General features: G+C 38.4%; 26 protein-coding genes and 1 pseudogene. 24 read left to right on the top strand and 3 right to left on the bottom strand.

What is annotated here, in order from left to right:
* Positions 1–231 precede the first annotated feature (231 nt).
* On the top strand, positions 232–1,107 hold the full coding sequence (ilvE, locus tag FWJ32_RS07530) for a branched-chain-amino-acid transaminase (protein WP_149545347.1): 876 nt from the start codon (positions 232–234) through the stop codon (positions 1,105–1,107).
* Between the two features lie 32 nt (positions 1,108–1,139).
* On the opposite strand, the gene FWJ32_RS07535 is transcribed toward ilvE, so the two are convergent.
* Positions 1,140–2,333, bottom strand: coding sequence for an alanyl-tRNA editing protein (locus FWJ32_RS07535; protein ID WP_149545348.1), 1,194 nt, complete (start codon positions 2,331–2,333; stop codon positions 1,140–1,142).
* A 163-nt stretch (positions 2,334–2,496) separates the two neighbouring features.
* On the opposite strand from FWJ32_RS07535, the gene FWJ32_RS07540 reads away from it, so the two are divergent.
* Both FWJ32_RS07540 and FWJ32_RS07545 read left to right on the top strand, forming a co-directional pair.
* On the top strand, positions 2,497–2,718 hold the full coding sequence (locus tag FWJ32_RS07540; RefSeq protein WP_149545349.1) for a hypothetical protein: 222 nt from the start codon (positions 2,497–2,499) through the stop codon (positions 2,716–2,718).
* A 45-nt stretch (positions 2,719–2,763) separates the two neighbouring features.
* Entirely contained in the window at positions 2,764–2,940 is a 177-nt protein-coding gene (locus FWJ32_RS07545) for an aspartyl-phosphate phosphatase Spo0E family protein (RefSeq protein WP_149545350.1), read from the top strand.
* Between the two features lie 281 nt (positions 2,941–3,221).
* Here the strand turns inward: FWJ32_RS07545 and FWJ32_RS07550 are convergent.
* A pseudogene (locus FWJ32_RS07550) lies at positions 3,222–3,527 on the bottom strand (transposase); the annotation flags it as partial.
* Between the two features lie 168 nt (positions 3,528–3,695).
* Between FWJ32_RS07550 and FWJ32_RS07555 the strand changes: the two are divergent.
* The 5 genes from FWJ32_RS07555 (at position 3,696) to holA (ending at position 11,169) form a co-directional block, all read left to right on the top strand.
* Positions 3,696–6,296: a calcium-translocating P-type ATPase, PMCA-type gene (locus FWJ32_RS07555; protein ID WP_149545352.1), complete on the top strand. Its 2,601-nt coding sequence runs from the start codon at positions 3,696–3,698 to the stop codon at positions 6,294–6,296.
* A 71-nt stretch (positions 6,297–6,367) separates the two neighbouring features.
* The gene (locus FWJ32_RS07560) at positions 6,368–6,871 is read left to right on the top strand and encodes an ECF transporter S component (RefSeq protein WP_149545353.1); all 504 of its coding nucleotides are present in this window, start codon (positions 6,368–6,370) and stop codon (positions 6,869–6,871) included.
* 342 nt (positions 6,872–7,213) lie between these two features.
* Entirely contained in the window at positions 7,214–7,942 is a 729-nt protein-coding gene (locus FWJ32_RS07565) for an MBL fold metallo-hydrolase (protein WP_149545354.1), read from the top strand.
* Complete coding sequence (locus FWJ32_RS07570; protein WP_162523556.1) at positions 7,890–10,208, top strand: DNA internalization-related competence protein ComEC/Rec2; 2,319 nt, start codon at positions 7,890–7,892, stop codon at positions 10,206–10,208. Before FWJ32_RS07565 ends, FWJ32_RS07570 begins: the two co-directional genes overlap by 53 nt.
* Position 10,209: 1 nt before the next feature.
* On the top strand, positions 10,210–11,169 hold the full coding sequence (gene holA, locus FWJ32_RS07575; protein WP_162523557.1) for a DNA polymerase III subunit delta: 960 nt from the start codon (positions 10,210–10,212) through the stop codon (positions 11,167–11,169).
* Positions 11,170–11,197: 28 nt separating this feature from the next.
* Here holA and rpsT read toward each other — a convergent pair whose 3' ends face one another.
* On the bottom strand, positions 11,198–11,485 hold the full coding sequence (gene rpsT / locus FWJ32_RS07580; protein WP_149545357.1) for a 30S ribosomal protein S20: 288 nt from the start codon (positions 11,483–11,485) through the stop codon (positions 11,198–11,200).
* 120 nt (positions 11,486–11,605) lie between these two features.
* Here rpsT and FWJ32_RS07585 point away from each other — a divergent pair, with 120 nt between their 5' ends.
* The 16 genes from FWJ32_RS07585 (at position 11,606) to FWJ32_RS07660 (ending at position 26,788) form a co-directional block, all read left to right on the top strand.
* The gene (locus FWJ32_RS07585; protein WP_149545358.1) at positions 11,606–11,932 is read left to right on the top strand and encodes a phage holin family protein; all 327 of its coding nucleotides are present in this window, start codon (positions 11,606–11,608) and stop codon (positions 11,930–11,932) included.
* 9 nt (positions 11,933–11,941) lie between these two features.
* On the top strand, positions 11,942–12,892 hold the full coding sequence (gene gpr, locus FWJ32_RS07590) for a GPR endopeptidase (protein ID WP_149545359.1): 951 nt from the start codon (positions 11,942–11,944) through the stop codon (positions 12,890–12,892).
* A gap of 172 nt (positions 12,893–13,064) precedes the next feature.
* Positions 13,065–14,099 (top strand): stage II sporulation protein P, encoded by a 1,035-nt coding sequence (spoIIP, locus tag FWJ32_RS07595; RefSeq protein WP_162523558.1) that lies wholly within the window; start codon positions 13,065–13,067, stop codon positions 14,097–14,099.
* Between the two features lie 21 nt (positions 14,100–14,120).
* Positions 14,121–14,354, top strand: a complete 234-nt coding sequence (locus FWJ32_RS07600) for a hypothetical protein (protein ID WP_149545361.1) — start codon at positions 14,121–14,123, stop codon at positions 14,352–14,354.
* Positions 14,355–14,371: 17 nt separating this feature from the next.
* Complete coding sequence (locus tag FWJ32_RS07605; protein WP_149545362.1) at positions 14,372–14,677, top strand: aspartate-alanine antiporter-like transporter; 306 nt, start codon at positions 14,372–14,374, stop codon at positions 14,675–14,677.
* 158 nt (positions 14,678–14,835) lie between these two features.
* Complete coding sequence (lepA, locus tag FWJ32_RS07610; RefSeq protein WP_476727226.1) at positions 14,836–16,644, top strand: translation elongation factor 4; 1,809 nt, start codon at positions 14,836–14,838, stop codon at positions 16,642–16,644.
* Positions 16,644–17,771: a radical SAM family heme chaperone HemW gene (gene hemW, locus FWJ32_RS07615; RefSeq protein ID WP_203227630.1), complete on the top strand. Its 1,128-nt coding sequence runs from the start codon at positions 16,644–16,646 to the stop codon at positions 17,769–17,771. Before lepA ends, hemW begins: the two co-directional genes overlap by 1 nt.
* A 136-nt stretch (positions 17,772–17,907) precedes the next feature.
* Entirely contained in the window at positions 17,908–18,939 is a 1,032-nt protein-coding gene (gene hrcA, locus FWJ32_RS07620; RefSeq protein ID WP_162523559.1) for a heat-inducible transcriptional repressor HrcA, read from the top strand.
* 11 nt (positions 18,940–18,950) lie between these two features.
* A complete protein-coding gene (gene grpE / locus FWJ32_RS07625) occupies positions 18,951–19,502 on the top strand; it encodes a nucleotide exchange factor GrpE (RefSeq protein WP_149545366.1) in 552 nt (183 codons plus the stop codon).
* An 18-nt stretch (positions 19,503–19,520) separates the two neighbouring features.
* Positions 19,521–21,332 (top strand): molecular chaperone DnaK, encoded by a 1,812-nt coding sequence (dnaK, locus tag FWJ32_RS07630; RefSeq protein ID WP_149545367.1) that lies wholly within the window; start codon positions 19,521–19,523, stop codon positions 21,330–21,332.
* 62 nt (positions 21,333–21,394) lie between these two features.
* Positions 21,395–22,537: a molecular chaperone DnaJ gene (gene dnaJ, locus FWJ32_RS07635; protein WP_149545368.1), complete on the top strand. Its 1,143-nt coding sequence runs from the start codon at positions 21,395–21,397 to the stop codon at positions 22,535–22,537.
* A 178-nt stretch (positions 22,538–22,715) separates the two neighbouring features.
* Entirely contained in the window at positions 22,716–23,639 is a 924-nt protein-coding gene (gene prmA / locus FWJ32_RS07640; protein WP_149545369.1) for a 50S ribosomal protein L11 methyltransferase, read from the top strand.
* A gap of 16 nt (positions 23,640–23,655) precedes the next feature.
* Entirely contained in the window at positions 23,656–24,954 is a 1,299-nt protein-coding gene (mtaB, locus tag FWJ32_RS07645; RefSeq protein WP_238988824.1) for a tRNA (N(6)-L-threonylcarbamoyladenosine(37)-C(2))-methylthiotransferase MtaB, read from the top strand.
* A 26-nt stretch (positions 24,955–24,980) separates the two neighbouring features.
* Entirely contained in the window at positions 24,981–25,325 is a 345-nt protein-coding gene (locus tag FWJ32_RS07650; RefSeq protein WP_149545433.1) for a histidine triad nucleotide-binding protein, read from the top strand.
* 103 nt (positions 25,326–25,428) lie between these two features.
* A complete protein-coding gene (gene rpsU, locus FWJ32_RS07655) occupies positions 25,429–25,608 on the top strand; it encodes a 30S ribosomal protein S21 (protein WP_149545371.1) in 180 nt (59 codons plus the stop codon).
* Between the two features lie 106 nt (positions 25,609–25,714).
* A complete protein-coding gene (locus FWJ32_RS07660; protein WP_149545372.1) occupies positions 25,715–26,788 on the top strand; it encodes a hypothetical protein in 1,074 nt (357 codons plus the stop codon).
* Positions 26,789–26,792: the final 4 nt, after the last annotated feature.

The following is a 26,792-nucleotide window of genomic DNA, read 5'->3' on the forward strand; positions in this document are numbered from 1 at the left end:
GTTTATTTTCACCTCCAAACTTTATATATAACTAAAAATTGATTTTAGAACATTTTAGAAAATAGCGTAAGACCTGTATCTGATTAATTTCTAAGGAGAAAGATAAAATAAACGCCCTGACTATTATACCAGATATATTTGATATATTGAAGCTGGTTAGTTTTTATCGCTTTACAGTAGATGGATTTTAGGTTAAAATTAAAAGAAAAATTTATTAGGGGGAATATTATAATGTTAAAGGTTTATCTAGATGGAGAATATGTTGATGCCGATAAAGCAGCTATTTCTGTATATGACCACGCAGTGCTTTATGGAGACGGAGTTTTTGAGGGAATCCGGGCCTATGATGGTATTCTTTTCAGGCTGGAAGAACACATAAAGCGACTCTATGATAATGCCAATGCCATTAAATTGGACATACCTCTTTCTATGGGAGAGATGAGTAATATTGTAGTTGAGACTGTAAGAGTTAATCAGTTAAGAGACGCTTACATACGGCTTGTGGTCACAAGGGGTAAGGGTGACCTGGGGCTTGACCCTAGAAAATGCCTTAAGCCCACAGTATTTTGTATTGCTGATAAGATTACTCTTTATCCCCCTGAGATGTACGAGACCGGTATGAAGGTTATCATAAGCAGCATCAGGCGAAACAGGGGTGATTCCATAGATCCCCAAATAAAATCACTCAACTACCTCAACAATATACTTGCCAAGATCGAAGCAAATAATTTGGGATATCCCGAAGCGATATTTTTGAATCAGGAGGGATATGTGGTTGAGTGTACTGGTGACAATATATTTATAGTTAAAGACGGCATACTTATAACACCACCGGTAGAGGCTGGTGCTCTGGTTGGAATAACCAGGAAGACAGCAATAGAAATAGCTGAAGAAAAAGGGATAAAGGTACAGGAAAGACTTTTTACACCCTATAACCTGTATACTGCTGATGAGTGTTTTCTTACAGGGACCGCTGCTGAAGCAATCCCTGTTGTTGAGGTGGATGGCAGGCTCATCGGTGATGGAAAACCAGGTCCTGTTACTAAACTTATATTAAGCGGTTTTAAAGATGTGATAAAGGTGAAGGGCACAAGGGTATATGAATAAATTAAAAAAATTATTAAAGAGGCCATATTGGTTTAAATTACGGCCTCTTTAAGTTTTTCTTTTAATACATTGACAATTATTTCGGCATTTCCTTTGATTACATATTGGACCTGCTTGCTGCTGCCGCCACCATTACCCTCAAACAACATGGGTATATCACTAAACAGGCCTTTTAAATTTACATTAATATCTTCGGAACGGGTTACGATAAATTTCTGTTTATCAGAAATATTGCCTATTATGCTGATGGTTTGAGGATTTTGAGACAGTTTAGCAGAAATAATACGTAGCAGTTCCTCATCATAGTTATCAAATAATTTTACAACAAGCTTATAATCGCTATTTAAATTTTCACAGCTATTGAATAGGTCCTTTGCAATATGTAACCCCAGTTCATTTTTCAGGTCTTTAATCTCCTTCTGAAGAATTTTATTTTCATGCTCAAGAGATACAATGCGATCTGTCACCTCATACACAGTGGTGGAAAAATGGTTTGCCAGCATTTGAACTATATTATTGACATCTCTAAAATAATAGAGTGCCCCCATTCCACAGGTAAAATATAGCCGTGTCTTATCCTTATTTTTTTCCCATCGGATTATCTTAATTATGCCGACTTCTCCAGTATTTTTTACGTGAGTTCCACCACATGGAGAAAAGTCATAACCGCTTATTTCAACAATCCTTACATTTTCCTTTACTGAGGGTTGTTTTCTTAGAGGAAGTTTAGCAGCCTCCTCAGATGAAACTATATAGGTACATACAGGTAAATTCTTATATATTATGTTATTTGAAAGGTCCTCTGCTGCTGATACCTCTTCATCTTTAAGGTCTGTCCTGTTCAAGTCTATGTGAGAAATATTGTCACCTATATGGAAGCTATCAGTGGAGGCATTATAAAGTTTTATAAAAGCCGCGGAAAGTATATGCTGCCCAGTATGCTGCTGCATGTTATAAAATCGTCTTTCAAAATCGATAGTACACTTATATGCGCCTGTATTAATCTGTTTATCGATTATATGATAAATAATGTTATCCTTCAGAACTACATTCAGGACCTTGGCATCACCAATATAACCGGTATCGTGCGGCTGGCCGCCAGACTCGGGATAAAAATACGTATTTTTGAGTATTGCTGCATAACGTTCTCCATAGGGTATCACCTCTATAATATCAGCAGTAAATTCTGTTTTGTATGAATCCTCATAATATAGTTTTTCGGTCATTATATCACCTCAGCATAATTATACAGCAAAATCTAATTTTAACGCAATAAATTGAAATATGTACGGTAATGACAGCCTCGATAGGAAGAGTTAAAAAATTTATTTTATTTAGAGGAAATTATTGGTAAATATAGAATTATATTCTAAAGAAGGAGGGTCAAAAATGGATAAAAATAACTTGCCTGGTATCTTGAACGAGTTGGGGGAAAAGATAAAAGGCGATAAGATATTATCAGAGATATATGATAACTACAATTATTTTGCTGAAATAGAGGAATTGGATGATAGGTACAGGTGCGGTTTGAAAATAATTGAAATTTATTTAAGATTAAAGGATATATGTAAAAAATTTAATTTTGATATTGATTTAGGTAACAATATGTGATATCATTATTTCCGCACGTATTTACATAAAGAGGAGAAATGATTAATGGAGGCACTGTCCCTGGAAAGAGAGATTGACAGCTTGAGGGATGAACTCTATTGTATGATTGATGAAAAAGAGGAGCGAAAATCAGAAAGGGTTTTAGAGTGCAGTAAAAAGCTTGATTATCTTATAGTAAGATATCATAAAGTATTTTCTCAAAGGATATCTGAAGGGGAGTAGCTCATTCTGGACTGTCGTCATCACGGCAATGCCCGGCAGGACAGCAAGAATTCCTTGGGAGTGAGACCTTTATTTGAATAAAATAAGGGTCTCTTTTTGTATATTTTTAAAACATTAAGTAATTGCGAAAGGAGGTAGGTCAAAAAATTCAGATGAGCCTGAAAATGTCTAAAAGCAACAGAACTTGACTTTTTAAGCTCAAAGTGGATGGAAAGTTTGACTTAATATATGCAGGCAGAAAAAAATGGGCGCAGGAAATAAACCCATTGGATATAGGTACCGGGAACCTTTACAAAGCCACAAAAGTCACGAAGTTCCTTTGAGTACTGGAGAAAAATCAAAAGAAGTCTGTCAGTAGGAATGGAGAAAATCCGCTGAATGAGCAAAGCCCAAAGGAAACCGGATAAAGGATATACACGATTTCTACCAATAGAGGAATAAAAGTGATTATAGAAGGAAGACGGAATAAGTTCTTCAAGATCAATGTTTTCTTCAAGAAGTGAAAGGAAGTGATATTTATCATTTCCAAAAATACTATTACAGTCGGAATAAATGTCTGCAAAGGATAATTGTTTCGGTCTTGTCATAAGTTAATAACTCCTTTCCGAGATGTTGTTTTATTATTGCTCATAACTTAATTTTACCACATTTTGGAGAGGAGTTATATATAAAAGAAATAAATAAAAGCCTGTATTTATGCAGGCTACGGCGTTTTGCAAACGCCTATTTAAAACATTATTGAAAGGAGAATAAAAATGGCCAGTTTTTACGCTAAAGATGTTCACGAGGTTCTTAGTGAACTTGAAACAAGTAATACGGGGCTTACGTCACTGGAGGCCCAAAAAAGATTAGAGAGATTTGGCTATAATGAGCTTGCAGAGAAAAAAGGGGAAACGATTTTCCAGATGTTTATCAGTGAATTCAAAGACTTTATGATTATTATCCTTCTGATAGCTGCATTGGTGTCCGTCTTTGTAGGTGAAATTACTGACTCTATAATTATTGTAGCCATAGTGGTATTTAATGCTATTCTCAGTGTCATGCAGAAAAATCAGGCTAATAAGGCACTTGAGGCGTTAAAGAAACTTACGAAACCCAATGCGAAGGTAATGAGGGATGGAAATATTCAGGTATTACCAACAAGGGAACTGGTACCTGGTGATATTGTTATTTTAGAGGCTGGTGACTTTGTGCCTGCAGATGGTAGGCTCATAGAGGCAGTTAATCTTAAAGTAAATGAGTCTTCACTTACCGGTGAGTCTGTACCTGTGGACAAGGTGGTTGTGCCTTTAGAGTCAGACGATATACCTGTAGGTGATCGGGTCAATATGGTATTTACTGGCACTACTGTGGTATATGGAAGGGGTAGAATGGTGGTGGTAAATACTGGAACAAACACAGAAATTGGCAATATAGCCTCCATGATGGAGGAGGAGAAAATAATTACCCCGCTGCAGGAGAAGCTTGCTGAGCTTGGCAAAACCCTTGGCATTGCAGCGTTGGGAATATGTGCGGTAATATTTTTTATTGGATATATGAGGGGTACGCCTCTCCTTGAGATGTTCATGACGTCAGTGAGTCTTGCCGTAGCAGCTATTCCAGAAGGGCTACCAGCAATTGTGACCATAACGCTGGCTATTGGGGTTCAAAGAATGGTTAAAAGGAATGCAATCATAAGGAAACTCCCTGCCGTGGAGACGTTGGGCAGTGCCAATGTCATATGCTCGGATAAGACAGGTACTTTGACTCTAAACCGAATGACGGTTACAAGTATGTATGTGGATAATGAACTGATAGATTTTAATAAGATTGAAAGAAGTGAGAGGGTAAGTAAGGTTATAGAGATGTCTTCACTCTGCAGTGATGCAAAGTTGGATGAGGAGGGTAAGGGGATAGGGGATCCTACGGAAGTTGCGTTGATACTGGCACTTAGAAAATTAGGGAGAGAAAAGAACGAACTTGAGTCCGTATATCCGAGGATTGACGAGCTTCCTTTTGATTCAGACAGGAAACTTATGACAACAGTCCATGATATGGAGAATGGCTATTTAGTTATTACCAAAGGTGCGTTGGAGAGCGTAATGCCTTTATGTGTATCCATAGATGAAATGGGGAAAATAAGAGATTTGACAGTGGATGATAAGCAAAACATAGAAAAAGCCAATGAAGCGATGGCTCAAAATGGTATGAGGGTTTTAGGGTTGGCATATAAGGTACTCGATGGTAAAGATTATAATCCTGGAGAGCTTGAAAATAGGTTGATATTTCTAGGGCTTATAGGTATGATAGACCCTCCGAGGCCTGAAGCGAGAGACGCGATAAAAGAGTGTGACTCTGCTGGTATAACCACTGTGATGATTACAGGAGACCACAGACTTACTGGAGAGGCTATTGCAAGGGAGCTTGGAATTTTGCATGATGGAGAGGAGGTAGTCACCGGGAAAGAACTTGAGGAAATGGATGATGATGAATTAGCAAGAAGGGTGCGGAAGATAAGGGTGTATGCCAGGGTTTCACCGGAACATAAGGTAAGAATTGTAAAAGCGTGGCAGAAAAACAATGCTGTTGTTGGTATGACGGGAGATGGTGTAAACGATGCTCCTGCCCTAGCACAGGCAGACATCGGTGCTGCAATGGGCATTACTGGTACTGAAGTGGCAAAAGAAGCAGCTGACATGGTTTTGACTGATGATAACTTTGCTACAATAGTCGCAGCAGTTGAGGAGGGAAGGACAATATATTCCAATATACGCAAAGCCATAAGATATCTCCTATCATGTAATATCGGTGAAATACTTACGGTATTTATTGCCAATGTGTTTGGACTTGGACAACCACTCTTACCGATTCATCTTTTGTGGATCAACCTTGTGACTGATAGCCTGCCAGCTTTGGGACTTGGGATGGAGCCTCCATCGCCTGACGTTATGAAGTCCAGGCCGAGATCAAAGGAAGAGAGTATATTTGCCGGGGGTCTTGGTATCCAGATGGTTTTTGAGGGGATTATTATGAGTATTTTAGCAGTCATGGCCTTTATGATAGGGAGAAGGTATGACATTGAAACAGCCGAGACCATGACTTTTATGACTCTGGTGTTTTCCCAGCTTATCCATTCGTTGAATTCAAGGTCAAACACGCAATCTATATTCAAAATTGGCCTGACCACTAATAAGTATTTACTATTTGCCATAGTAATAGGAGTTGGTTTGCAGCTTCTTTTGGATACTCAGCCGCTGAGCAGTATATTTAAGATGTCACCACTTGAACCGGTTCAATGGGTATATGTATTATGTCTCTCTGTGTTGATACTCCTTATGGGAGAGATTGAGAAGATGATTTTTCGCATTGTATCGTAATTGTACTGGTTGAATCAATACAATTTTGTGATATAATGGGGTCCAGAAGATGCTTAAAGGGGGTAACTTAATTGAAAAAAGACCTTAGGTTCTGGGTTTACGGAGCACTTATGGTTGCATTGGTAACCGTAGGTACAATGGTAATAAAAATACCGACCCCTGCTACTCAGGGATATGTCAATGTTGGAGATGGCTTTATAATCCTGTCAGGCTTTCTTTTTGGACCTACCGTCGGTTTTATTGCCGGGGGAATTGGTTCGGCTTTAGCTGATATTCTGAGTGGCTATGCAGTTTGGGCCCCATGGACTCTGGTTATAAAAGGTCTTATGGGCGTGATTGTTGGACTACTTGCTGCATTTGCCCGTAAGAGTGTGTTGAATAAGGTTTTAAGTTTTGCCGTTTCTGAGGCGTGGATGGTCCTTGGATACTATCTGGCGTCTTCCATAATGTTTGGGTTTGCTGCAGCCATAACTGATGTAACATCAAATATTATACAGGGTGTTGCAGGAGTGATAGTGGGTACAGCACTTACACAGGTGATGCAATCAGTTAATGTTTTTGGTAGGGAACAGTGAGTTCCCTTATTTTTGTGCCTAAATAATTTGGAAGCAACTATTGCAGTTGTAAGTGCGAAGTCACAAGAACTGTTCCGCATTGTGTGGCCTGCATGTGTGTTTAACTTGAACTGAACCTTAAAGTGCGATTTTCTAGGGATGGTGTGTTTATGATGTCCAAGGGATGCCCCTTAAAAAAGAATATATCATTTGAAGGGTGATCATATTTGTTTGTGTATGCTAAAATTAATCATGATTTATGATATAATAACCTATATATGGTGATGTTCAAAAAACTTTACCATTTGTAAGAATTTTAATATTTTACGATCTTGATACATCGAAAGGGGTGAGGGCTATATTATGGAGATTATTGTGCTGGGTAACAGAGGCCCGTATCCAAAGCATGATGCTCCGTGTTCGGGTTATCTTATAAAAGGGCAAGAGGGTTGGATTGTCCTTGACCTGGGCAGTGGGAGCCTCATGAACCTGCAGAAAGTGATAAAAATAGAAGATGTAAAGGCAGTTATTTTATCTCACCTGCATTCAGACCATATCAGTGATGTGCTGCCATTAAGATATGCTGTTGATGTGAAGATGATGAAAGGTGATATGGGGACGGTACCTGTGTATTTGCCAGAAGAGCCAGAAAAAGAGTTTGAGCTTTTGCCTTTTAAAAATGTATTAGAACTTATTCCTGTAGATGTGGAAAAAACATATGGTATTTGCGGGCTTACTGTGGAGTTTAAGCCCATGGTACATCCATACAGGTCCTATGCTGTTAAGGTCAGGGAAGGCAGGAAGACCTTTGTATATTCCGGGGATACAGCAGTGAATGATGGCCTGGCCGAATTTGCAAAAAATGCTGACCTTTTTTTGTGCGAATCAGCCCTGTTAGAAAAAGAAAAGAAGGATGGTGCCATGCACATGACGCCCAAAGAAGCTGCTGCTGTGGCAAAAAAAGCGCAGGTTAAAAAACTGCTTTTAACTCATTTTTCACCGGATAACAGCCCTGACTGTTATCTTGATGAGGCTAAAGATGTTTTTGAAGATGTTGAATGTGCAGAGATGCTTAAACAATATATCATTTGAGTTCTTTTACAGGCGTCCCCTGTTATATATTTGTATTTCATTTATGGCAGGTATTTCTGTATCATATCTTCTGAGGCCGTCGTTGTCATTAGCTTTTATCTTTTTTGCTTTAACCATTGTAATGTCCATTTTGCTCTATTTTAAGAAAATGGATATTACAGCAATGATCCTTTTGGCAATCCTCTTCTTAGGTCAATTGTATTTTTTGTTATTTTTTAATGTAGGGTGCATATATGAGCCTGGCAGGGAATACATATTAAAAGTTATGGTATATGATGCACCTGAGATATCTGGGAATAGGACAACATATGTGGTTAAACCGGAAGATGGCCAGGCCATTCTCTTACACACGTATAATTCAAAAAGGCTATATCAATATGGTGATGTATTAAAGATAACTGTAAAGCCTGAAATACCGAAAGGTGAAACCAATCCTGGGGGTTTTAATTACAGGGAGTACCTTAAAAGGAAGGGCATATATGCCGTGGCTTCGGCAAATGAGGGAGATATTATATATATTGGTAAAATAAGAGACATGAGAAGCATTTTTATCAACTCAAGGTTGTGGGCAATAAGGACCATTGGGAGACTTTATCCCGAAAGAGAAGCTGCTTTTTTGAATTCTTTGATAATAGGTGACAGGACAAACCTGAAAAGTGATATCGAGGATAGCTTTATAAATACCGGTATAATACATGTGCTGGCTATATCAGGACAGCATGTTAATATTCTATTGCTCTTTATATTTTATGCTTTAAGATTTTTTAATATAAGAGAGAATAAGAGGAATATCATTGCTATCACTTTTATTGGGTTTTATGTGATTATGGTAGGAGCTATGCCATCGGTGGTAAGGGCCTTCATAATGTCAGCTACAGTGCTTTTAGGCAGGACGTATGATGAGGAAGTAGATGTGATATCTGGCCTGGCCCTTGCCGCCTTTATAATACTGCTGGTCAATCCTTTAAACCTGTTTGATGTTGGCTTTCAGTTATCCTTTGGTGCCACACTGGCAATACTGCTTTTTTACAGAAGAATTATGGGATATTTACCCATAAAAGGATATCTTGCCGAAACTATATGTCTTACGATTTCAGCAGAAATTGGAGTGCTACCCTTATCAATATATTATTTTTTTAGGTTACCTGTGTATACTCTTTTGGCCAATATATTGGTAGTTCCTTTTATACCTGTCATATTTATTTTTGGCATAATCAGCATCATATCGGGTGGAATATTCATACCGCTTGCATATGGATTTGCATATTTAAACACATGGCTCATAAAGCTGGTTATAGTGATTACAGAATTTATTTCATCGATACCATACTCGGTTGTTTTAGTACAGAGACCATATATTCCGGTAATGATTGCCTATTATTTACTTGTATTTATTGCGTTTGGTTTTATAAGAATAAATCATAAGCGACTTGTATTAGCATGTCTTGTTACGGCCGTTGCACTGGGTATCTTTTTTGAACCTGCTTATAAGGATATGAACATTACATTTATTGATATAGGACAGGGCGACTCGAGCCTAATCCGTATTGGCAGGACAAACATACTCGTAGATGGCGGTGGCTCTATTAAAAATGAATACTCGGACTTTGATGTGGGAGAGGATGTGCTTTTACCATATCTCCTTGCCAATCATGTGACAGGCATAGATGTCATATTTGTTTCTCATACTGATAATGACCATTTAGGCGGTTTATTGCCAGTTGCAGAGAAGATGGGTGTAAGGCATATAATCATGGGGAAGAATCCAGGAGACAATGACCTGTACGTTAAGCTAAAGAAAATCTCTGAGAGAAGAAACATACCAATAACGTATTTAAAAAGGGGAGATAAAATGAACATAGGTAAGATTACAATTGAGGTTTTAAATCCTGGAGAGAATGAGACAGATATAAACAATTCTTCTCTTGTATTTAAGCTTTCTTATAGAGAGACAGATGTAATGTATACGGGGGATATTGAAATGAGTGGTGAGGCTGATATGGTAAAAAGTGGTATGGACTTGAGTACAGATATACTTAAAGTGCCCCACCATGGTAGCGCTACCTCTTCGACACAGATGTTTTTAGATAAGGCCAGGCCGGTTGTTTCAGTGATATCTGTAGGGAAAAACAACTATGGACAACCAAACAGCGCCGTAATAGAGAGATTATCTAGATACTCAAGGATTTACAGGACAGACAGGGATGGTGCTGTTATAATAAGCACCGATGGAAAAAACATCAAGGTCAAAAACTGGGGTGGGTAATATGAACCTTAAGGAATTTTTAAAAACCGAGGCAAATCAACTAAAGGCAGCTTATGTCTTTAATGGTCCCAATGAGTTTTTAAAGGAACAGACAATAGATTATCTCGTAAAAAAATATATAGGTTCCACAAAAGCCTTTAACCTGCAGATGATAACCCAGGGAATGGATGAGATTGATAGATACTTTATTACCCCACCAATGCTGGGCAATAAAAAGCTCATTGTTTTGGAAGAAGAAGTACTTGGAGAAAAAGAAAAATACATAGCGGAAATTCTAAATAGCATTCCCGGCTCAAACAGTGTCATCATTAAAACTTTGGATATAAAGAAGTATAAGATATTAAACAAAGTATTTAAAAAGGCAGAAAACATCATACAGTTTGAAATGCTTAAGGGCAGCGAATTGAAGTCATGGATCGGTAACCGCTTTAATTCATTTGGTAAAAGGGTTGATAAGGCCACAGTAGATTATCTCTCAGGCCTATCAGATGACCTTTTCTATCTGGACAACGAAATTAAAAAAATAGTTTCTTTTGCCTGTGATCTGGAAATTATTAAATTCGACGATATCAGGGGAATACTACCGATAAAACTGGAGGACAGGGTTTTTGAAATGGTTGACGCTATAGGAAATGGCAATAAGCAAAGGGCGATGAAATTATATAGAGACATGGTTTTGCTTGGATACAATTATTTTTATATCATGGGCATGACAATAAGACAGTACAGGTTACTTTTTCAAATCAGGGCATTGATAGATGAGGCAGCTTCTATGGAGGAAATAAAAAAACGGACAGGACTTGCAGACTTTGCAGTAAAAAAAATGTATACACAGGCTAAGCGGTTTGAATTAAAAGACCTCAAGAATAAACTTTTTGAATGTTTAAAGACTGACATGGACGTGAAAACAGGTGAGATGCGTGAAGACATAGCCATGGAGGTGTTTATATCTGAGGCATAATAAAAGCGTACTTAAACGTACGCTTATATTATGCCTCTTTAGCAGAAAGTTCCTGCTTTGCTTTATTGAGGCGTATTGTTAATCTGGATATTTTTCTATTAGCTGTATTGTCATGAAGCGTACCCTTGCTCCGGGCCTTATTGATATACCTTATGGCCTGCCTTAAATTTTCCTCCGCTTTGCCAAGCTCACCAGCATTAATGGCATTTATGAATTCTTTTTCCCAATGCTTTATAGCGGATTTTCTCTTTTTGTTTCTCTCAGTTCTAATCCTTGTTATCTCTATGCGTTTCTTTGCAGACTTTATGTTTGCCAAACTCTTCACCTCCCATCAATCCATATTATTTTAACATTAAGTTTCCTTAAATTCAATAACAAAGATTTAAATGGCATAAATTATAAAAAATCGGGCAATTATAAGACCGGAGGTGAAATTATGATAGGGGCAGTCATTAGATTCATTGTTTCGGCAATAGTGTTGCTGGTAGTTGGTTATATAGTGCCGGGATTTAGTGTAGCAGGGTTTTGGGGTGCACTTATTGCCGCACTGGTGATAGCCGGGTTGGGCTATGTAGCTGAACTCTTATTTGGCAAAAAAATATCACCACATGGAAGAGGTATAGTAGGGTTTATTGTGGCAGCGGTTGTAATTTATTTATCACAGTTTATTGTGCCCACAATAAGAATGAATATCTTAGGTGCTCTGATTGCGGCTTTTGTAATTGGAGTAATAGACGCTTTTGTACCCACAGAATTGAGGTAGGTGATGTAGATGTTTTCAATTCGGACTGACCTTGCTGTTGAGGCGAGGGAACTTTATAAAGAAGGATCAGGCCAGGAGGTCCCGGGTGTTGAGGTAGAGGAGATAAATGCCGGTGACGCAAAGGTTACACGGGTTTATGTTTTCAATGAGGTTGGGTCCAGAAGTATAGGCAAACCGGTAGGTCACTATATTACTATTGAGGCTCCGGGTTTAGTCGACAATGCCCCAAAGTATAATGATGGAATATCAAAGCTTCTAACGATGGAGCTTAAGAATCTATTAAAATTGCCGGAAAACAGCACAACACTCGTTGTTGGACTTGGCAACTGGAATGTGACCGCAGACTCTCTAGGCCCAAAGGTGGTCTCAAGGGTACAGGTTACAAGACAGATATTTCAATACACACCAAATGAAATAGGTCCAGGTTACCGGAGAGTGTGTGCCATAGCACCCGGGGTGCTTGGCATAACAGGCATTGAGACCAGTGACATTATAAAAGGGATAGTTGACAGGGTAAAACCAGATGCAGTAATAGCCATAGACGCCCTGGCATCTCGAAAACTAACGAGGGTTAATACAACTATTCAGATAACAGATACGGGAATCAACCCGGGGTCTGGTTTGGGAAACTACAGAAGTCCATTGAATTATCAGGCCTTAGGAATCCCTGTCATTGCCATAGGGGTACCTACGGTTGTAGATGCTGCAACAGTGGCAAGAGATGCCATTCAAATGCTTATAGACTCTATGAAAAAAAGTGGCAGTGCACCAGCTGATTATCAGTTTCTTAATAACTTGAGTGAAGAGCAGAAATACAGCATGATAAGAGAAGTACTTATACCCTATGAGGCCAATCTAGTGGTGACTCCTAAGGAGTCTGACGAACTAATGGACAGCATCTCTGGAATAATATCAAAAGGGATAGATTCGGCCATTCATCCAGCTCTGGCAAATATATAGAATAATGGCGCCCTCTTTTGAATATATCTTTTTTAGATTGCAAAAGAGGGTGTTTACTTTGCATAAAGTACATTATGTTAAATTTTCGACTATTCTGTACTATCTAGGTATATGTATTTTAATATCTTCAATATTTTTTTGGTTCAGACTGTTCTGGCGAGATGATAATGCGGTGACTGCTTCTGCAGTAGACAGCAAACAAAGTTTTTTTACTGATGATCTATTAAAATGTTTTGTCAATACTGCATCTCCCACCATAGAGGTGCTGTATAGAAAGGGCGGTTTATTACCGGAGTTTGATTTTGAGGTCTCACTTCTTCAATATATGACAAACATAAACCTTAAAGATCCTCTTACAATATTAAAAAATCAAATACCTGTGCTTGGATTTGTAGATGTGGAGAAAACTATTAACCAGACTGGAAGTACTGAAGTGATAACGGAAGAACCTAAAAGGGAACTGCCAGGAAAAACTGAAGTTGAGGTTCAAGATAATAAAGAGACAGAAGAGATAAATGAAACCGAAGCTATCTCCGACCAACCGTTAGTCCTTGTATATCACACGCATACCAGAGAGGCATATATAGGTAAATATAAGGTGGACGATGTCGACAGGACTTTAGACCCGGAATATAACGTGATCAGAGTGGGAGAAGAATTAAAAAAAGAACTGGAGAAACGGGGTATACCTGTCATACATGACAAAACAGTATATGACGTACCATATGACAATTCTTACGGACGCTCTAATGCGGGAATTAAAAATATATTAAAGGAGTATCCTACAATAAAGTATGCCTTTGATGTTCATAGAGACGCCTTTGGTGAAGTAATCACAAAAGATACTCTGAAAGTCCCGAACCCAGATGAAATACCTAATAAGTCATTCAGGCAAAAATACATAATGAGCTATGATGGTAAAAAGCTTGCAAGGGTAATGTGGGTTGTTGGTACCAGAAGGACTGAGAACCAAAATGAGGACTGGCATCTTAACTATGCCTTTACAAAAAAGCTTCACGAAGCCCTAAATGAAAAAGTACCCAATTTGAGTATAGGTGTAGAGACCAAACCATATGGCAGCTATAATCAGGAGATACTCCCTGATTCAACTTTGGTTGAGATTGGAAGCAACCATAATACAATAGAAGAGGCCTTAAACAGCGTTAGCTATGTGGCAGATGCAATAGCGGACGTGATCAAAAAATGAAGGAGAGTAGCTGATGTCTGAATGAGCAGACTGGAACAAAACAGAAAAAATAAATATATATTTAGACGACTGTTTTTTTATACAGTCTTGGTGTCTGTATGTACATTTTTGAGCCTTATTGTGGTTGACTATTACTTTTATAAGAATATTGACGGGACTGAGACAATTCACATAATAAACGTATTTAGAGCGAATGATGGATTTAACTTTATTCTATTTGGTAGAGAGATATTTCACATACCAGTAACACGGTAGTAAAATGAATTAAATTAATGAAAATATTGGAGCTGTTGCTACTTACTTGTTTACAATTACCTATGGCCAGTTCATTGATCCATATCTGGTTTCCGTGGCATACACCAGGGGCATACACCAGTTCACTGGGCCTGGCTGCTGCTGTTGAGGCGATAAACAATAATCCAAGCATAACCACAGGGCATGCTGTTGCTTATCCTATAGGAGTTATTATTGTCATACTATTTATAGATTTTGCTCTTGCCGTTCTCAGGATTGATGTAAAAATTGATGTAAAAAAGGAAGGGAAACATATGCTGCTGAAAGGGCAAGTGAGACTTTGAATAGGGAAAAGTACAGGAAAAGTTCAGCCGGGTCACTTTCGCCTTTTCTATCGCTTTTTGGGAATGTAGTTTCGATTTAATCAGCCTTACCCACTGGGTAAGGCTGATATTTTATGTTATAATATATAATTATAACTAAGAAGGAGAAATCAGGTATGATCTCAGAGAGGCAAAAGAGTATAAGGAATTTTTGTATAATAGCACATATAGACCATGGAAAATCTACACTGGCGGACAGGCTCATTGAAAAGACAGGAATGCTAACAGAACGGGAAATGCAGGACCAGGTACTGGATAATATGGACATAGAAAGGGAACGGGGTATAACCATAAAGCTACAGCCTGTAAGGTTGGTTTATAAGAGGTCTGACGGCAATGAATATATATTAAACCTAATTGATACTCCAGGACATGTGGACTTTACATATGAGGTTTCACGCAGCCTTTCTGCCTGTGAAGGAGCTATCTTGGTCATAGATGCAACCCAGGGTATAGAGGCACAGACATTGGCAAACACATATTTAGCCATGGAACATGACCTTACCCTGATTCCTGTGATAAACAAGATAGACCTCCCCAGTGCTCAACCGGATATGGTGAAGGAAGAGATAGAAAACGTCCTTGGAATAGACTCCAGTGAAGCTATTCTGGCTTCTGCGAAGGAGGGAATAGGCATTGATGAAATATTGGAAGCAATTGTAGAGAAGATACCATATCCTCAAGGGAATGAGGATGCGCCGTTGAGGGCACTGATATTTGATTCTTACTATGACAACTATAAGGGAGCAATTGCATTTGTCAGGGTAAAAGAGGGCGTTGTAAAACCTGGTTCAAAGATAAGGATGATGTCTACCGGTAAGGCCTTTGAGGTAACAGAGGTAGGGATTTTCAGGCCAAAGGCTATGCCATGCGATGAACTCAGGGCGGGAGATGTTGGCTATATTGCAGCTAGCATTAAAAATGTTTCTGATACCCGTGTGGGAGATACCATAACTGATGATGAAAATCCTGCATCTGAGCCGCTTCCTGGTTTCAGGAAAATACCACCCATGGTGTTTTCAAGTATTTACCCATCTGACAGCAGCAGGTATGAAGATTTAAAGGCGGCCCTTGAAAAGCTTCAACTTAATGATGCCTCTTTAGTGTTTGAACCAGATAACTCCATAGCTCTTGGTTTTGGTTTTAGGTGTGGTTTTCTTGGGCTTCTGCATATGGAGATAGTCCAGGAACGACTGGAGCGGGAATACGATATGGACCTTATTACCACCGCCCCCAGCGTTGTTTACAAGGTCACTAAAACAAATGGGGAAGTTTTATACCTAGATAATCCGACCAATTTTCCAAGCCCTACGGAAATAGAAAAAATGGAGGAGCCTATTGCAGACGCTACAATAATGCTCCCCAAGGAATATGTGGGCCCTATTATGGATCTTTGCCAGGAACGGAGAGGAACATACAAGGGTATGCAGTATCTTGACGAAAAGAGGGTTATCCTTGAGTATGAGCTGCCTTTAAATGAGATTATATTTGACTTTTTTGACGCATTAAAGTCCCGCTCAAGGGGATACGCATCGCTGGATTATGAGCTTAAAGGGTATAAGGAATCATCCCTTGTAAAGTTGGATATCCTTGTGAATGGTGAAGTGGTGGATGCTCTTTCCCTTATTGTTCATAAGGATAAAGCCTATGAAAGGGCAAGAAAAATTGCAGTTAAGCTGAAAGAGTCTATACCAAGGCAGCTTTTTGAGATACCTATACAGGCAGCCATTGGATCTAAGATAATTGCAAGGGAGACGGTAAAGGCCCTGAGAAAAGATGTGCTTGCTAAGTGTTATGGTGGTGACGTATCAAGAAAGAAAAAGCTATTAGAAAAACAAAAAGAGGGTAAAAAGCGTATGAGAAAAATTGGGGAAGTGGATATACCACAGGAGGCATTCATGTCTGTATTAAAGATTGGTGATGAATGATGGGGCCAGGCCTTTATGTCCATATACCGTTTTGTAAAAGAAAATGCCTTTACTGTGATTTTAACTCATACCAGTCAAAAGAGTATTTAATAGATGATTATATAGACGCTGTTTTAAAGGAGGCAGACCTGTATCCCAATGAAAACGGCAATATAGAGACAGTATTTATAGGTGGAGGCACTCCTACAGTCTTATCCTCAAAGCAACTTCTAAAATTGATTGGCGGTTTGCGAGATAAGTTTGGTATAAGGGACAATGTAGAGTTTACGGTAGAAGCAAACCCCGGGACTGTGGATAGAGATAAGCTTAGCCTTTTGAGGGATTTAGGGGTGAACCGTTTGAGTTTCGGGGTGCAGTCCATGGATGACAGACTTCTTAAGATATTGGGAAGAATACATGATGTTTGTGATTTTATGGAAAATTTTAATGAGGCTAAAAAACTTGGTTTTGATAACATAAATGTTGACCTGATGTTTGGAATTCCTGGCCAGGCCTTGTATGGTTGGATTAAAACTTTAGAAGAAGTAGTATCTTTACAGCCAGAACATATATCCTGTTACGGACTTATGATAGAGGAGGGTACCCCATACTACAAAATGTATAAAGACAATAGACTTTCACTACCCGATGAAGACACAGAAAGAGAGATGTACTGGAAAGCTGTACAAATGTTAGAGAGTAATGGATATCTTCATTATGAAATTTCCAACTTTGCTAAAAAGGGGTATGAGTGCAGACACAACATAATTTATTGGTGTGATAAGCCGTATATAGGATTGGGTGCGGGTGCCCATACTTATTATAAAGACTATCGGTTTGCTAATGAACTGATTCCCGAAAAGTATATAGAGTTTATCAGAAATAACGATAATGCGTTTACACAAAGGGAATATATTGATAAAAGGAATGAAATGGCGGAATTTATGTTTATGGGTCTCAGGCTTATAAATGGAATTAAATTAAAAGAATTTGAAGATAGATTTGGTGTATCATTGTATAATGCCTATGACAATAGAATAGCTAAGTTATTGAAATTTGGTTTGATAGAACTTCAGGATGATAGGGTATATTTGACAAAAAAAGGTATAGACCTATCCAATCAGGTATTTATGGAGTTTATGAATTGATAACATCTATAAACAGCTTTAAGAGCCGATGACATAAGTAACATCAAATTACTATTGACAATTTAAGGATATAGTGATAATCTTATAGTCGTAAATTAGCACTCAATGATAAGGAGTGCTAACAGGGGTGATGTTTATGATTCTTACAGGCAGAAAAAAGAAAATACTGGAGGCCATCATAGAAGACTATATCACCACTGCGGAACCTGTAGGGTCAAGGACACTGGCCAAAAATTACAACCTCGGGATAAGTCCGGCAACTATCCGAAATGAGATGTCTGACCTCGAAGAAATGGGATATCTTGAGCAGCCACACACATCGGCTGGCAGGATACCATCAGATAGAGGTTATAGGGCCTATGTGAATGAAATACTTACAAACAGACACAAAAACCGTACAGGAGAAGGTATTTTATATTTGCGGAGTTTAAATAATGGTGGAATAGAAAAACTGCTTAAAGAGGTACTGAAAATAATATCTGATGTTACTGAATACACTTCTATAGCTCTTACACCGTACACTGTAGAACGCACAATAAAACAGGTTGAATTTTTACAATTTAATGATTATTCGGCGGTTGTTGTCCTTGTAACTGACTCGGGGGCGATCAAAAGTACTATTGTAAAGTTTAGTAATGTCATCAGTTCAAAAATGATTGATACTTTGAATTTACATTTTAACCGTTTGCTCAAAGGTCAAAGCTTAGATAAAATCGATGAAAAAACAGTAGAAGAAATTAGGCGATCTATAAATTTACCCATTGATGTGGGTTGGCTTGTAGATGTTATCAAAAATTCATTGATTTCAGATGTTGAAACCGAGATCCTGTTAGAAGGAACAACAAATTTCTTTAAATTTCCCGAATATAGGGATATTGATAGAGTCAAGACTATTCTATCATTCTTTGAAGACACAAAGATGATTGTTGAGATGCTTATGCCGTATGTAAACGACGATATCAGTATAACAATTGGCAGTGAGAACAAATTTGATGAGGTTAAGGATTGTAGTATTATTACAGTTACTTATAACATAAAAGGGAAAAATGCAGGTGCTATAAGTATAATAGGCCCAAAAAGGATGAATTACGACAAGGTAATAAATATAATGGACGAGGTGGGGGTTAGACTTAACCGGATATTAACGGACTATTTATATGGTGAATGAGGTGATATAAGGTGGAAAATGAAATAAATGCTGAAGTAACCCAGAATGATAACAACACTAAAGAACAGAATAATGAAGAGATGGCTGGTATTGTAGGTGAACTCAACAACTTAAAGAAAGAAAATGAAGGCTTAAAGAAACAATTAGATGAATATGAAAACATGCTAAAAAGAGCGATGGCTGACTATGATAACTATAAAAAACGCGTGGAAAGAGAAAGGGAAGACATACAGCGTTATTCCAATGAGAAGCTTATTATTGATTTATTACCAATAATTGACAATATGGAAAGGGCAATTGAATCTTTTAAGGATAATGAGACATTCAAGGATTACTATGATGGGATGAGGATTGTTCTAAATCAGTTATATAAGGTCCTGGAAAAGTATGATGTTAAGGAAATACAGGCCTTAGGAGAGGAGTTTAATCCATATCTTCACCACGCTATAGCACAGGTGGAAGATGATGAACATAAGAGTAATACGGTCGTGGAGGTATTATTAAAAGGATACACACTGAAGGACAAGGTAATCAGACCTAGTTTGGTGAAAGTAGCTAAATAAAAAGGAGGTTATATAATTATGGGAAAAGTAATTGGCATTGATCTGGGTACAACTTTTTCTTGTATGGCGGTTATGGAAGGAGGCCAGCCAGTTGTCATTCCAAATGCTGAGGGTGCAAGGACTACACCTTCAGTGGTGGCATTCACCAAAGAAGGTGAGATACTTGTGGGCCAGGTTGCACGAAGGCAGGCCATAGTGAATCCCGAGCGCACGGTCATGTCCATAAAAAGGCATATGGGTTCAGATTATAAAGTAAAAATTGATAATAAGGAGTATACGCCACAGCAGATATCAGCATATATATTAATGAAGCTTAAAAGGGATGCAGAAGCATATTTAGGTGAAAAAATAACCCAGGCTGTTATAACTGTACCAGCCTATTTTAATGATAGCCAAAGACAGGCTACAAAAGACGCTGGAAGAATAGCTGGACTTGAAGTATTGAGAATAATCAATGAGCCTACAGCAGCATCTTTGGCGTATGGGCTTGATAAAGAGGGTACTCATAAGATAATGGTTTATGACCTTGGTGGCGGTACCTTTGATGTTTCCATTCTTGAAATTGGAGAGGGTGTTTTTGAGGTCCTGGCTACCAGTGGTAATAATCACCTTGGCGGTGATGATTTTGACCAAAGGATAATGGATTGGCTTGTTCAGGAATTTAAAGCAGAGACAGGGATAGACCTTAAGAACGATAAAATGGCACTTCAGAGATTGAAGGAGGCTGCTGAAAAGGCCAAAATTGAGCTTTCTACGCTTACCACAACTGAAATAAATCTGCCATTTATAAGTGCAGATGCCAATGGGCCAAAACATCTTACAAGGACACTTACAAGGGCAAAGTTTGAACAGCTTATATCTGACCTTGTTGAATCTACAGAGGGACCGGTAAGACAGGCTTTAAATGATGCTGGACTTACACCTGTTCAGATTGACAGAGTTCTTCTTGTTGGTGGTTCTACCCGTATACCTTATGTTCAGGAAACCGTAAAGAGAATTATGGGCAAGGAGCCCTCAAAAGGTATAAATCCTGACGAATGTGTTGCTATAGGTGCAGCAATCCAGGGGGCAGTATTGTCTGGCGAAGTTAAGGATATAGTTCTTCTTGACGTTACACCTCTATCCCTTGGTATTGAAACTTTAGGTGGTGTATTTACTAAGATTATTGAAAGAAATACCACAATACCAACGAAGAAAAGCCAAATATTCACCACTGCTGCTGATGGCCAGACCAGTGTTGAGATACATGTGCTACAGGGCGAAAGGGCTATGGCAAGGGACAATAAGACTCTCGGCAGGTTTGTGCTTGATGGCATTCCACCTGCTCCAAGGGGTGTACCGCAGATAGAGGTTACATTTGATATAGATGCCAATGGTATAGTGCATGTTTCGGCTAAGGATTTGGGAACAGGTAAAGAACAACACATTACAATCACCTCTACAACCAATTTGACGGAAGAAGAAATTAAGAGAATGCAGGACGAAGCCAGAAAATATGAAGAAGAAGACAAAAAACGAAGAGAGGCAATTGAGGTCAAAAACCAGGCTGATTCTCTAATATATCAGGCTGAAAAGACATTAAAGGATTATGGTGATAAAGCTACGCAAGCAGAGAAAGATGAGGTAAATAATAAGATTAATGAACTTAAAAAAGTGCTGGACAGTGAAAATGTAGATGATATTAAAAAGGCTTCAGAAGAATTATCAAAAGCTGTTTATAACATTACAGCAAGACTTTACAGTCAAACCAATCCTAACCAGGGTGCACAGGGCCAGGGTGGCGGTAACCAGGGAGGAGAGAATATAAACGGTGACTATAAAGTAGAATAAGAGTGTATGCCAAAGCCAGGCAAAGGCTTTGGCATTTAGGTTTTAGTGGAAGGTGGTGAAAAATGGCCGAGAAGGACTATTATGAGATTTTAGGCATAAGCAGAGATGCCACCGAAGATGATATAAAAAGAGCGTACAGGAATCTGGCCAAAAAGTATCATCCAGATCTTCACCCTGGGGACAAAGAGGCTGAACAGCGGTTCAAAGAGATTAACGAGGCCTATGAAGTATTAAGTAACCCGGAAAAAAAGGCGCAATATGATAGATTTGGAAGTTCAGCATTTAACGGTCAGGGCTTCAACTCGGACGACTTTGGTGGTTTTGATTTTAGAGGATTTGGTGGTAATCCTTTTAATGATATTTTTGATATGTTTTTTGGAGAAGACTTCATGGGAAGACGGAGAGAGACAGGCCCTGTACGAGGTAGGGACATAAGGGAAGAGCTGGTTTTGACATTTGAGGAGGCAGCTTTTGGAACAGAAAAAACTTTTGAGTTAACCAGGTGGGAGACATGCAGTGTATGTCATGGTACCAAAACTAAGCAGGGTTCAAGTCCACAGACATGTCCTCAATGCGGTGGTTCGGGGCAAATAAGAAATGTGAGACAGACCCCTTTAGGAAGCATGACAACAATAACAACGTGTCCCAGATGTCATGGCGAGGGAAAGATAATTACTGATCCGTGTCCAGAGTGCAAGGGGACAGGAAAGGTTAAAAGGACCAGGAGAGTAACAGTAAAAGTACCGGCAGGAGTGGATACCGGTCATGTTATGACGCTACGTGGTGAAGGTGAACCAGGAGAAAAAGGAGGTCCTCCAGGAGACCTTTTCTTGAACATTACGGTTAAACCACATCCTATTTTCAAAAGGAATGGTTTCGATATATATGTCAACCTGAAGGTTTCAATGTTTAAGGCAGCATTGGGTGGAGAGGTAGAGATACCAACGCTTGATGGTAAGATAAAATACAATTTGCCGGAGGGTACGCAGCCTGGAGATCAAATAAGATTGAAGGGTAAAGGTGTAAATAAGCTTAGAGGTTACGGCAGAGGAGACGAAATTGTAACTATAGAGGTAACTATTCCAAAACTTACAGAGAAACAAAAACAGCTTTTACGGGAAATAGAAAACGGTAGTATAAAAACAGAGAAAAATGAAGATAAATCTTTCTTTAAAAAGATGAAGGATACTTTTGGGGGGTTGTAACCCCTCTTTTAGTATTTTATGCTAAAGTATAAAAGATAGTAAGAGACTTTAATATGCTTTTTTGTAATTACAAGAAATAGTGGCAACTTCCTGTAGTGTTGTTGACATGCATATATTGACTTGTTGAAGCAAAATAAAATATAATTAAAATTAAAGTAAACAAAGGAGTGGGTACCATTTGAAGTGGATTGAAATCCAGATTAAGACCAGTAAAGAAGCGGTGGATGCAGTATCAAATATTTTGTATGATGCTGGTGCAGAAGGTGTAGTTATAGAGGACAATGATATTGATATTAGTAGTTTTGACTGGGATTATGTTGATGAGAATGTGTTGGAAAGTCTCCAGGAAGATTCAGTGGCAACAGTCAAAGGATATCTTGCACAAAGTTCATCAGTGCCTGATAAAATCAGCTTAATAAAGGAAAGGGTTAATAGGCTTCCTGACTATAACCTGGATAAAGGTCCCGGAAATGTAGAAACCATAGAGGTCGATGATGAGGAGTGGTCAAACTGGAAAAAATATTATAAACCCATTAAGATTGGCCCACAAATTGTCATAAAACCAAAATGGGAAAGCTACTTACCTTCGGATACCGAAAAGGTTGTGGAAATTGATCCGGGTATGGCTTTTGGTACGGGTACCCATGAGACTACTTATATGTGCATTAATGCGCTTCAAAAGTATATAAAAGCAGGTATGGATGTTATCGATGTGGGCTGCGGTTCGGGTATACTGGCAATCACTGCAGTGCAGCTTGGGGCAAACAAGGTGATGGCACTGGATAAGGATGAAATGGCCGTTAAGGTTGCCGAAGAAAATATAAGGCTTAACAGGGTTGAAGATAGGGTTTCAGTCAGGCAAAATAATCTGCTCGATGGCATTGATTTTAAAGGAGACCTTGTGATTGCAAATATAGTTGCTGATGCCATTATAAAATTATTACCATGTGTTGGCAACAATTTAAAGGATAAAGGCGTGTTTATAGCCAGTGGTATTATTAAAGAACGCGAAAAAGATGTTATGGGATATGTAGACAGATGCAATTTTTCCCTTATAGAGAGAATGGAAATGGGGGATTGGGTTACATTGATATTGAACTGACATGGAGGTATTTATAGTGTCACTGAATGTTGCATTTTATACCTTAGGGTGCAAGGTAAACCAGTATGAGACAGAGGCTATTATGGAGATTTTTCAGCAAAGGGGCTATAATGTCGTCAATTATAACAGCGTAGCTGATATATATATAATAAATACCTGCACGGTTACAGGTAGAGGGGACGCTAAATCAAGGGCATTGGTGAGAAAGGCTCTCAAAAAAAATGAAAATGCGATTATAGTGTTGACAGGTTGTTATCCACAGGCATTTTTGGATGAGGCTATGTCTATACCTGGTGTAGATATTATTACTGGTACAGATGAAAGGGCTGGGATTGTTGAGTTAGTAGAAAATTGCATGAGAGACCGTCGTAAGATAGTAAAAGTAAATGATATAAGAAAAAATCACAGGTTTGAGAAGTTAAGTGTACTTAGAAACAGGGACAGAACGAGGGCATATATAAAAATAGAGGATGGATGTGACCTGTATTGTACATACTGTATTGTTCCTTATGCTCGCGGACCTGTCAGAAGTAGACCCTATGATGAAATAATGCATGAGGTTAAAAGGTTGGCTGATGAGGGTTTTAAAGAGGTAGTTCTTACGGGTATCCATATATCATCTTATGGGAGGGACATAGGTGATGTTTCTCTTCTTGACGTACTGAAGGGAATTAACAACATTGATGGCATATATAGAATAAGACTTAGCTCTTTGGAACCGCGAATCCTAACAGAAGAGTTTATAAAAGAAATAGCATCCTTGGACAAACTTTGTAGATTTTTTCATATTTCGCTTCAGAGTGGCTGCGATGAGACGCTGAAAAGGATGCATAGAAGATATACAACAGACGAGTATAGAAAAATAGTATGCAATTTAAGAAAATATATACCTGAAGTCGGTGTAGCCACTGACATTATGGTTGGGTTTCCAGGAGAGACGGATAAGGAATTTGAAGAATCCTATATGTTTGTAAAAGCGATGGGATTTTCCCATATGCATGTGTTTCAATATTCGCCCAGAAGGGGTACTAAGGCTTATGGATATACAGGACAGGTGGAAAAGAGGATAAAAGAAGAAAGAAGCAAAAAGATGATTGAACTGGCTGAAGAAATGAAGGTAGAATTTAATAAAAGATTCTTAGGAAAGACAATGGATGTCTTATATGAGAACGTCACTAAAGACGGTTTTAATGAAGGCCTTACTGATAATTATATTCGTGTGCTTATCCGTAGTGAAAATACATTGAAAAATGAGATGTATAAGACAAAACTTTTGAGTTTAAAGGGACTGGATATGATTGGCGAAATAGTGTAAAATAATAACAAATGATGGAGGTGAGAATATTGGACTGCATCTTTTGCAAGATAATAAATAAGGAGATACCAGGTGATATCCTCTATGAGGATAATGACATGATGGCTTTCAAAGACGTAAATCCGCAAGCTCCTGTGCATTTTCTTGTTGTCCCTAAAAAACATATAGAGAACATTATGGCATTGAGTGAGGGAGACTATGAACTTCTTGAGAAAATATTTAAAAGGATTAATCTGCTGGCTAAAGAGCTTGGGATTGCGGACAATGGCTTTAGGATTGTGAACAACTGCAACCAAGACGGGGGTCAAACGGTAATGCATCTCCACTTCCATGTGTTGGGAGGGCGTTTCATGCAGTGGCCTCCAGGTTAAAATTGACTAAAGCCAATGGGTGGTGTATAATTAAAAAGTAGGATATTTTACAGTTATATTCCCGCCATTCAGTAAATGAAGAGCAAGGAAGGGGGGAAAGTTGATGGCCACAGAAATAAAAATAGCTGAGAATGAGTCTTTGGATAATGCCCTAAAGCGTTTTAAGAGGGAGTGTGCTCGTTCTGGTGTATTGGCAGAAGTGAGGAAGCGTGAGCATTATGAAAGTCCTAGTGTGAAACGTAAGAAAAAATCAGAAGCAGCACGTAAGCGTAAGTATAAATAGAGAATATCATAAAATCCAATGAACCATATCAATTTGAAATAAAAAACTTGGCAGTAGTGTCAAGTTTTTTTAATTATACATTACATTTGCCAGGGGGCACCAATCTATGAAAAAAATAGTGGTCTTTATTCTTATCTTTTTGGTGGCCATTTCATTTCTCCACGATAATGCATGGACAGAAGTTAGCTCCAGGTTAATATTTGAGGACAATGGTCCTGCATCGAATTTCTTTGTAGAGACTTCACTTCTCTTTAATGAAATACCTGTATATTATAGTGGGAAAGGAATCAGCAGCTCGGGTATACTGACTGACCCCTTTGAGATATCCTATGTAGATGTTAAGAAAAGACGTTTTACGCTGAATATACCTGAGGGTACCGATAGTATCACGCTTTATCTTGATACCAGCAGGGAGAAAAAGATTCCCCTTAAAATGCCTGAGGTTTTAATAAATCCTGTCAAAAAAGAATTATACATTCGAGGTGATGTTGGGAGTATAGTCAACATTCGGTTTTCCTTGATGAAAGGCGGAACATATACAGTGCAAAATGTGATAAGAAATGGTGAATTAAAACTTGGCTATAAATCATTGAATGGGGAGTTAAAAGAAGGAGCGGTGGTGAACATTGATATACTCTCTCCTGCAGGTTATGAATATATTAGTGTGAGAAGATTACCATATATAGCTGTAAATCTGGATGATAAAGGTCTTATTGTAACTGGTTATTACTTTAATAAGAAAGTACCGCAACTTTACTTGTTGGATGAAAAAGGAAGTATTTTGTCTGAACTGCAGGTGGAAGCAGGAAATGGAGATGGGTTCTTTAAGGCCAGGCCGCCAAAAGATATTTCAATAAAAGCAGGATATGAAATATATTATAAAGAAGACATGTACAATTTCAAGTTTACGTTGCCAGAGATCAGAGCTTCTCTTGAAAAACCAGCAGATTTACTTATATATAGCAGCAGAAAAGGGGCAATGATGTTAAAAATTGATGACAGAATATTAAAAATACTTCCGAATGAAGATGGGCTGTACAGGTATAGAATCACTGATAAAAACAAAAACAAAATAGTGGGTTTTAAAGTTGGATATGTAAGTGGAGAGGGTAACGAATTTTGGAGAACATTTGAACTTGATAGCGAACAGTCATATCAATATATGAATATATATATTTGATTCT

The organism is Calorimonas adulescens (genome assembly GCF_008274215.1).
Classification (GTDB): domain Bacteria; phylum Bacillota; class Thermoanaerobacteria; order Thermoanaerobacterales; family UBA4877; genus Calorimonas; species Calorimonas adulescens.